Origin of the sequence: Glycomyces sp. MUSA5-2 (assembly GCF_037034145.1) — a bacterium.
GTDB classification, from domain to species: Bacteria; Actinomycetota; Actinomycetes; order Mycobacteriales; family Micromonosporaceae; genus Glycomyces; species Glycomyces artemisiae.
This window is the reverse complement of the sequence record NZ_JBAGKG010000010.1, coordinates 153,594-161,968: the sequence shown is the minus strand read 5'-3', so window position 1 is coordinate 161,968 and position 8,375 is coordinate 153,594. Positions and strand designations below refer to the sequence as shown.

Annotated in this window: 6 protein-coding genes; 1 reads left to right on the top strand and 5 read right to left on the bottom strand. The window is 68.6% G+C overall.

Features of this window, described 5'->3' with window-relative positions:
• Positions 1 to 114: 114 nt before the first annotated feature.
• The 4 genes from WA640_RS24875 to WA640_RS24860 all read right to left on the bottom strand — a co-directional run bounded on the left by WA640_RS24875 (position 115) and on the right by WA640_RS24860 (position 5,460).
• Complete coding sequence (locus WA640_RS24875; RefSeq protein WP_335991451.1) at positions 115 to 1,773, bottom strand: hypothetical protein; 1,659 nt, start codon at positions 1,771 to 1,773, stop codon at positions 115 to 117.
• Between the two features lie 52 nt (positions 1,774 to 1,825).
• The gene (locus WA640_RS24870) at positions 1,826 to 2,776 is read right to left on the bottom strand and encodes a carbohydrate ABC transporter permease (RefSeq protein ID WP_335991450.1); all 951 of its coding nucleotides are present in this window, start codon (positions 2,774 to 2,776) and stop codon (positions 1,826 to 1,828) included.
• A gap of 14 nt (positions 2,777 to 2,790) precedes the next feature.
• Positions 2,791 to 3,747 (bottom strand): ABC transporter permease, encoded by a 957-nt coding sequence (locus tag WA640_RS24865; protein WP_219926950.1) that lies wholly within the window; start codon positions 3,745 to 3,747, stop codon positions 2,791 to 2,793.
• Positions 3,748 to 3,996: 249 nt separating this feature from the next.
• Complete coding sequence (locus WA640_RS24860) at positions 3,997 to 5,460, bottom strand: alpha-L-fucosidase (protein WP_335991447.1); 1,464 nt, start codon at positions 5,458 to 5,460, stop codon at positions 3,997 to 3,999.
• Between the two features lie 200 nt (positions 5,461 to 5,660).
• Between WA640_RS24860 and WA640_RS24855 the strand changes: the two genes are divergently transcribed.
• Positions 5,661 to 6,398 carry a FadR/GntR family transcriptional regulator gene (locus tag WA640_RS24855; RefSeq protein WP_335991445.1) on the top strand — a complete coding sequence of 246 codons (738 nt, stop codon included), beginning with the start codon at positions 5,661 to 5,663 and terminating at the stop codon, positions 6,396 to 6,398.
• Here WA640_RS24855 and WA640_RS24850 read toward each other — a convergent pair.
• The gene (locus WA640_RS24850; protein WP_335991443.1) at positions 6,368 to 8,371 is read right to left on the bottom strand and encodes a beta-galactosidase; all 2,004 of its coding nucleotides are present in this window, start codon (positions 8,369 to 8,371) and stop codon (positions 6,368 to 6,370) included. The two genes, WA640_RS24855 and WA640_RS24850, sit on opposite strands and share 31 nt — an antisense overlap.
• Between the last annotated feature and the right edge of the window lie 4 nt (positions 8,372 to 8,375).

The window sequence follows — 8,375 nt, the reverse complement described above, 5'->3', positions numbered from 1 at the left end:
ACCCAGAGGGGAACCGTAGGCGCCATCCTCGCCGACGGGTCCGACAACAACCGCTCGCACACCGGCCCGTGTCCCCCGAAAGGGGACACGGGCCGGTGTCGTGGCGGGCGGGGACTACTTCGTCTCGTCCCAGGCCGTCTGGTAGATCTCGACGTAGCGGTCGGCGCCGAGGTCGGTGAGGTTCTGCTGGAACTCGTCCCAGTCGGCGTCGCTGTTGATGTCGCGGACGCCGGTGACGAATTCGGCGCTCGCTTGGACGATGAAGTTCTCGATGTTGGTCTGGATCGTGGCGAGCTCCGTGGCGGTGTCACCGGTGATCTTGACTTCCCAGAAGGGGAACAGCTCGGCGGACTCGTGTCCTTCGTAGAGCTTCGTGGCCTCGAAGAGGCGGCGCTCGTAGCCCTCGGCCGTGTAGATGTCTGTCGCGGTGACCTGGCTGTTGCGGAACTCCGCGTCGGAGAAGAACTGCGCCATCGGGCCCCACGCGTTCTTCAGCTGCTCGCCGCTGGGGGCGGTCGTAAGCTCGAAGTTCGGTTCGAGCGACTCGTCGAGGGCCACATCGCCCTCCTCGGGCTGGACCCAGTCGACGCCCTCGACGCCGAACTCGGCCTGGAGGTGTCCCTCGTAGGAGACCATGAAGTCGACGATCTGCATGAGCTTCTGCTGCTTGGCCTCGCTGGAGCGGTTCGTGATCACGAAGGTCGCGCCGGGCGCGGCGCCCGCGCCGCCACCGCTGTAGTAGGTGTCGTCGCCGCCGGGGCCGGCGAGCGGCGCGACCGGGTCGTACTGCGCGTAGCGGCCGTCCTCGTTGTCGGCGCTGACGAACCACGGGTGCATGACAGCGACCGATCCGAGGATCACGCCTTCCGCGCTGTTGCCCTTGGCGGTGAGCGCGTCGCCGTTCTGCGTGAACGCACCCTCGTCGATGAGCCCGTCGGCATAGAGGGAGGTGACGTACGAGATGGCGTCGCGCCATTCGTCGCGGGTCGCCTGCAACGTGACCTGGCCGTTCACGGCGCCGAGGGCGGAGGGGTTGACGCCCTCCGCGTTCGAGTACATCTCGGCGGTGTAGAGGAACGGGTTCATCAGGTACGACAGGAGCGTGGCGCCGCCCGATGCGGAGAGCGGGATCTCGTCGGCCTGGCCGTTCCCGTTGGGGTCCTGGGTCTTGAAGGCCTCAAGGACGGTCCGCAGCTCCTCGGGCGTGGTGGGCTGCTCCAGGCCTAGGCGCGCGAGCCACTCGGAGTTCATCCACAGCTTCGACGGGTACGAGCAGTGGTAGCAGTCGTTCCACGCGGGGATGCCCCAGATCTTGCCGTCCGGGGCGGTCGCCAGCTCCTCGAAGCCGGGCTCCTTCTCGAACGCGGCGGTGAGGTTCGGGGTGTCCTCGCCGATGAGGTCGTCGAGCGGGAGGATCACGCCCTGGCCGCCGAGCTTCACCAGCTCCTCCATGGAGAACTGGTCGACCCACGGGATGAGCATGTACGCGTCGGGGTAGTCGCCGCTGGCGAGGGAGATCTGCCGCTTCTCGGCGGCCGCGGTCCCGTCCCAGTTGGTGGTCTCGAACTTGAGGTCGACGTCGAACTTCTCTTCGATCAGTTCGGTGAACGCGTTGTTCTCTAGGTCCTGGCCCTGGGCCGAGTCCTGGGGGGCGAAGATGGTGATCACGTCGTCCGGAGTGGTCTCCGGTCCGGAGGAGCACGCGGCGAATGCGAGGGAGGCGACGGCGAGCGCCGTTCCCGCCGCTGCGGCTCGGGCGAATCTGCTGGTCATCGTTGACTGCCTTTCGATGAGGAGTGGTGACGGGGATGAGGAGTGGGCGCGGTCAGCCCTTGACGGAGCCGAGCATCACGCCCTTCGTGAAGTGCCGGGCCACGAACGGGTAGACGAGGAGCACGGGCACCGTGGAGATCACGATGAGCGAGAACTTCATCAGGTCGGCCATCTGCTGGGCCGCGAGCTGGTCGGCGATGTTCGTGCCGCCGCGGGTGTTGACGATGAGGATGTCGCGCAGCACCAGCTGGAGCGGGTAGAGGTCTTCGCTGCGCAGGTAGATCAGCGCGGAGAAGTACGAGTTCCACTGGCCGATGCCGTACATGAGGGCGATGACCGCGAGCAGCGGCTTCGACAGCGGCAGCACCACCGACCACAGGAAGCGGAGGTCGGAGGCGCCGTCGAGCTGCGCCGCCTCGTACAGCTCGCCGGGGATCGAGGAGCGGAAGAACGTCATCGCGATGAGCACCTGCCAGGCCCCGATCGCCGCGGGCAGGATGATCGCCCAGCGGGTGTCGAGCAGGCCGAGGGCGCGCACGACCATGTAGGTCGGGATCAGGCCGCCGGAGAACAGCATCGTGAACAGGACGCCGCCAATGAGGACCTTGCGGCCCACGAGTTCGGTGCGCGAGAGCGGGTAGGCGATCATCACGGTGAGCGCGACGCTGACGAGCGTGCCGACCACGGCGTAGAAGACCGAGTTCCCGAAGCCGGTGAGGATCTGGTCGTTGCTCAGCACGGCTTCGTAGCCGATGAACGTGAACTCGACCGGCCACAGGAACACCCGCCCGCCCGAGACCGCCGCGGGGCTGGAGAACGAGCTGGCCACGATGTTGATCAGCGGCACGAACACGATGAGCAGGAACGTCGACAGCAGGATGTAGACGCCGACCATGAAGACGCGGTCGACGCGCGTGTCCTGCACGGTCGTGGAGCGGCGGCGCCGCGGCTTCGGCTTCTCGGTCGCCGCAGCGGCCGGCGGGGTCGCGGTTTCGAGTGTCATTGCAGGCGCTCCCTTCACCACAGGCCGTTGCCGGTGATGCGCTTGGAGACGGCGTTGACCGCCAGGAGGAGGATCAGGTTGATCACGGAGTTGAACAGCCCCACCGCCGTCGCGAGGCTGAAGTCGGCGCTGAGCAGGCCGATCTTGTACGTGTAGGTCGCGATGATCTCCGAGGTGGAGAGGTTGAGCGGGTTCTGGAGCAGGAACGCCTTCTCGAAGCCGACCGCCATGATGTTCCCGACCGACAGGACCATCACGACCACGACCGTGGGGGCGATCCCGGGCAGGTCGACGTGCCAGATCTTCCGCAGGCGCGAGGCGCCGTCGAGCCGTGCGGCCTCGTACAGGCTCGGGTCGATCCCCGCCAGCGCGGCCATGTAGATGATCGCCGAGTACCCGGCGGTCTGCCACACGTCGCTCCAGACGTAGACCGAGCGGAACGCGTTCGGGTCGGAGAGGAGGTTCGCGTTCACCCCGAAGAAGCCCATGACGTCGGCCATGAATCCGATGCGGGGCGTGAAGATCAGGATGAGCATCGAGACGACGACGACGGTCGAGAGGAAGTACGGGGCGTACGTGACCATCTGGACGGTGCGCTTGAAGAACCGCGCCCGGACCTCGTTGAGCGCCAGCGCGAGCAGGATCGGGACGGGGAACCCGGCGAGGAAGCCGTAGAGGCTCAGCATCAGCGTGTTGCGGATGAGGTCCCAGGCGACGGGGTTGGCGAAGAACCGCTCGAAGTGGCTGAGGCCTGCCCAGGGCGAGCCCCAGATCCCCTGGACCACGTTGTAGTCCTTGAACGCGATCACGTTGTTCGCCATGGGGATGTACTGGAAGATGACGAAGTACGCGACGGGGAGGACGAGCAGGAGATAGAGCTGCCAGTGGCGGCGGAGGTTCCGCCTGCGGGTCCGGCTGCGGCGTTCGCGCGCCGTCGATGCGGCGGTGCGCGCCGGTGCCGCGGCGGTCACCGGTCGGATCCTGTCGTCAGGTGCTTCTGGTTCGTGGTGCTCACACCCGCTCCTTTGCGGTCCGGTTGGAACTGTAACGGTAAAGTCGTGCGCTTCCTCACGTCAATACTTGAGGCGCAAAAACATCAGATCTTTTCTTGCATCCTTTCGCCAATGGGATCGAAAACGGTGATGTTCATCCGTTTCATCCCATCGGACTACCGTTGATGGGATGAATTGATTGCATCAATCGCCCCGGCGCACTCGGGGTCAGTCGGTCGCGAGGTCCGGGACGCGGTCGGCGAATTCGAGCTTGACCACGTACGCGGGCGAGGCGAAGGGGGCTTCGGCGGCGGGGAGGGCGAGGTGGAGTCCGGTGTCGTCCTGGCGGTGGCCGGGCAGGTCGACGGCCGCTCCGGCGGCGGGGCCGAGGAGGAGCGCGCGCCGCAGGCCGGTGAGGTCGATGCGTCCGGCGGCGAGGGTGGGGATCGCGAGTTCGGTTCCGGGCCAGTCGAGGACGGTCGCGTACAGGACCGTGCCGTCCTTGCTGCGGGTGAACCGGAGGTCGTCGCTCGTGCCGCGCACGGGTGCGACGAAGTTGTCGCCGCCCATGGTGGTCGGGCCCTCGCCGAACACGGTCCAGGGCCGGGTGTCGTAGACGGACTCGCCGAAGCGGGCGAGGTAGTCGCCGATGCCGAGGAGGAGCTCCCGCTGCTCCGGGGGGATGACGCCTTCGGCGGTGGGGGCGACGTTGAGGAGCATGGTGCCGCCCTTGGCGACCCGGTCGACGAGGGAGTGGACCAGGACTTCGACCGGGTAGTAGCCGATGCCCTCGGTGTAGCACCAGCTGGAGTCGGAGATGCTGTCGTCGGTGAGCCAGTAGGGCTCGTGGAGGCCGGCGGGGCCGCCGCGCTCGTAGTCGAACATCGCGGCCCGGTCGTTCATGCCGTCCTTGTAGGTGGTGGCGACCTGTGTGCCCCAGTCGGACTCGTGGTTGTAGTAGTAGGCGAGGAATTCGAGCAGGCTCGCCTCGTCGAGCTTGTCGAGGTTGAAGTCCTGGCAGATGAGCTCGGGCCGGTAGCGGTCGATGACCTCTTTGAGCCGGTCGACCCAGAGGCGCTCGTGCTCGGCCTTGTCGAGCTGGCCGTAGAGCTTCCGGAGGCTCGGGTCGGTCTGGGGCGCGACGTGGTCGAAGTAGCCGGTGAAGTGGTAGGCGTGGTGCATGTAGACCATGAACCTGAGCCCGGCGGAGCGGATGGCGTCGGCGTGGAGGCCGACGAGGTCGAGGCCGGGGCCGCGGTCGACGGAGTTCCACTCGTTGGTCTCGCTGGGCCACAGGGAGTACCCGTCGTGGTGCTCGGCGGCGAGTCCGGCGAAGCGGGCGCCCGCGGCGGCGAACAGGGCGGCCCACGCGTCGGGGTCGAAGGCGCCGCCGTCGGCGGTGAGCCGGGGCTTGAACTGGACGTGCCGGCCCTCGCGGTCGGCGCCGCCGTTGATGAAGCGGTGGTAGGGCCAGTCGGCGGGGTCGCCGTAGACCGCTTCGTGGTGCGCGCGCTCCTTCGTGTCCGGCACGTGCATGTGCCGCGGGTACCACTCGCTCTGGAACGCGGGCGCGCTGTAAGCGCCCCAATGGAAGTAGATGCCGAACTTGGCGTCCTTCAGCCACTCGGGCACGGGGTCGTGCCGTTCGACCGAGGCCCATGTCGGCTCGTAGGCGCTGGCGTCGTCGGTCATGGGGGGCCTCCTCGGGGCGGTGCGACGGTGAACTGCGCGTCGGAATCCTATATACATTCGATCTTTTCCGTCAACGCCGCGGAAAAAACCTGTGTTATCTCGCCGTTTGTCGGAATTGCTTCCTCAGTCATTGGATTATTTCAGCGTTGTAGGGCGGCAGCCGGTTGCACTGGGCCGCCCGACTCGGCCATACTGCTGCCATGTCCCGCACCGACGACGTCATCAACGGCATCAAACAGCTCATCCTCCGCGGCGAGTTGCGCCCCGGCCAGCGCCTCCCCGTGGAGAGCGAGCTCGCCGCCACGCTGGAGGTGTCGCGCGGCTCGCTCCGCGAGGGCGTCCGCGCGCTGTCCATCCTCGGGGTCCTCAACACCCGCCAGGGCGACGGCACCTATGTGACCAGCCTCGACGTCTCGAAACTGCTGGCGCCGCTGGGGTTCCTGGTGGACCTCCAGGGCGAGGGGCAGGCCGAGCAGGTGCACGCGATCCGGCGGCTCCTCGAGTGCGAGTCGGCCCGCCTCGCGGCCCCGCGCATCACCGGCGAGGCCCTCGATGAAGCGGACGCGCTCCTCGACGAGGCGCAGCTGATCCTCGACACCAAGCCCGAGGAGCACGAGCGGATCATCGAGATCGACATCGCGTTCCACCGCCTCATCGCCGACCACTCCGGGAACACCCTGCTCGCGGGGATGATCGAGGCGCTGGCAGGGCGCACGGTGCGCGAGCGGCTGTGGCGGAGCCTGCGGGAGGACGGCGCCGACCGCCGCGCGCACGAGGAGCACCTGGCGATCTGGCGGGCCCTGCGCAGCGGCGACGCCGACGCGGCCCGGGTGCGCATGGCGAACCACCTCATCGGCGTGGAGGAGGCGGTCCGCCGTCTCGCCGACGAGCGCCCGGAAGCGGCAGATCATTCGAATGCCACCACCTCGGCGTCGTAGGCGCCGAGGGTGAACCCGCCGTCGTGGCGCGCGTCGGCGAGCACGCCGGTGCCCTTGCCGTGGAACGCGATCGGTTTCGGTTCGGCGTCGAGGTTGAGGTAGAGCACGTGCCGGTCGTCCAGGGCGCGGGCCATGACGCCCGCAGGGACCTGCGGGCCGGGGGCGACGCCGAGGCGGGCGAGTTCGGCGTCCAGGAGCGGGTCGAGGATCTCGCGCCGCGCCGGGAGCGCGACGTAGACGGCGCGTCCGGCGCCGTACCGGTTGGCGGTGACGAGCGCCGGGCGCCCGTCGAGCCCGGCGGCGCGGGCGAGGACGTCGGCGGAACCGGGTTCCACGAGGTCGAACCGGGGCGTCGCGGCGGTGATCGTGCGGCCGTCGTACTCGACGTCGAGCTGCTCGACGCCGGTGCGGCCCAAGGCGAGTTCGTTCAGCATCGCGGTCTCCTCGTAGGAGCCGACGCGGATGCCGAAGACGTCGTCGAGGCGGCCCGGACGGGTGGCGGCGAACGCCTGCCCGTCGGCGTTCAGTGTGGCTGAATACGAGGTCATGATCGCGGTGCCGCCCCGCTCCACGAAGTCGCGGACGCGGGCGGCGGCCGCTTCGTCGAGGACGAGCACGCCGGGGATGACCAGGAGCTTGTAGTCGAGGCCGCTGCGGGCGAGGTCGACCAGGCGCGCGTCGAGGTTGCGGTCGAGGACCGCGTCGAACGCGGTCCGCGCCTGGGCGTCGTGCCGCTCGGGGAGGGCGGCGCTCGCGATCTGGCTCGGGAAGTCGAGGGCCACGGCGATCTCGGGGCGGGACCGGTAGGGGAAGCTGCGGCCTTGGAGCTTCGCGAACTCGGCGGCGATCCGCCGGTACTCGTCGAGCTTGCGGTTCGGTCGGCCGTCCCAGTCGACCATGCCCTGGAGGAACTGCTCCTCCCCCGCGTGCATGGTCTGCCAGGTCCAGCCGCACACGAGCTGGTTGCCGAGCATGAGGGACGCGTACGCGGACTTGCGGATCGAGCCGGGCACGGCGATCATGGTGGTGAACTCGGTGCACCAGAACGGGGTCGTGTTCTCGTACTGGATGCGGGCCATGCCGAACAGGGCGCCGCGCAGGCCGTCGTCGCCGATGGCCGTGCCGCCCGGGTAGAAGCCGTTCCCGGCGCGCGTGATCCGCCCGGAGTAGGCGAGCGGCGCGTAGTCGAAGTGCTTGCCGTCGGCGTAGTACCACATGTTCGTGGTGGTGAGGACGCCCGGCGCGTTCGCGTCGACCACGTCGAGGAGCTCGCCGAGGTAGGTCTCCACTTCGTGCGAGACGAAGCGGCGGAAGTCGAGCACGCGCTCGGGGGCGCCGGTGTACGCGCCGGACTTCGGGAGGCCGACGTCGGCGAAGTCGCCGATGCGGCGGGACCACCGGTGCCCGGCCCAGGCCGTGTTCAGCGCCTCGACGGTGCCGTACTTCTCCTGCAACCAGGCGATGAAGCGGGCCCTGACGGTCTCGGAGTAGGAGATCGGGCCGTCGCCGGGCTCGTTGTCGATGCCGAACGCCGCCAGCGCGGGGTGGGCGGCGTAGCGTTCGGTGACCTTGGCGGCGAAGCGCATCGCGTGCGAGCGGAACGCGGGGTCGCCGACGTCGTCCATGTACCGGTGGTTGGGGTAGAGGCGGTCGCCGTTCGCGTCGACCACGTCGATCGACGGGTGCTTGCGGTGCAGCCACAGCGGCGCGGGCCGCACGGCGAGGTCGAGGACGACGGCGATGCCGTGGTCCTGCATGAGGTCCATGACCTCGTCGAACCAGTCGAAGGTGAAGACGCCGTCGCTCGGTTCGAAGGTGTCCCAGGCGAGGTGGCCGAGGCGGACGAGGCGGATGCCGGCCTCGCGCATCATCGCGGCGTCGCGGCGCCACGTGGCCGGGTCGGAGTCGTGCGGGTGGTAGTTGGCGCCGACGATGAGGTCGGGCAGGTCCTGGCCTGCGGCGGAGCGGTTCACGGGT

Coding starts and splice junctions, on each gene's coding strand:
- WA640_RS24875 (WP_335991451.1), bottom strand. CDS start 1,773: ATGACCAGCAGATTCGCCCGAGCCGCAGCGGCGGGAACGGCGCTCGCC.
- WA640_RS24870 (WP_335991450.1), bottom strand. CDS start 2,776: ATGACACTCGAAACCGCGACCCCGCCGGCCGCTGCGGCGACCGAGAAG.
- WA640_RS24860 (WP_335991447.1), bottom strand. CDS start 5,460: ATGACCGACGACGCCAGCGCCTACGAGCCGACATGGGCCTCGGTCGAA.
- WA640_RS24855 (WP_335991445.1), top strand. CDS start 5,661: ATGTCCCGCACCGACGACGTCATCAACGGCATCAAACAGCTCATCCTC.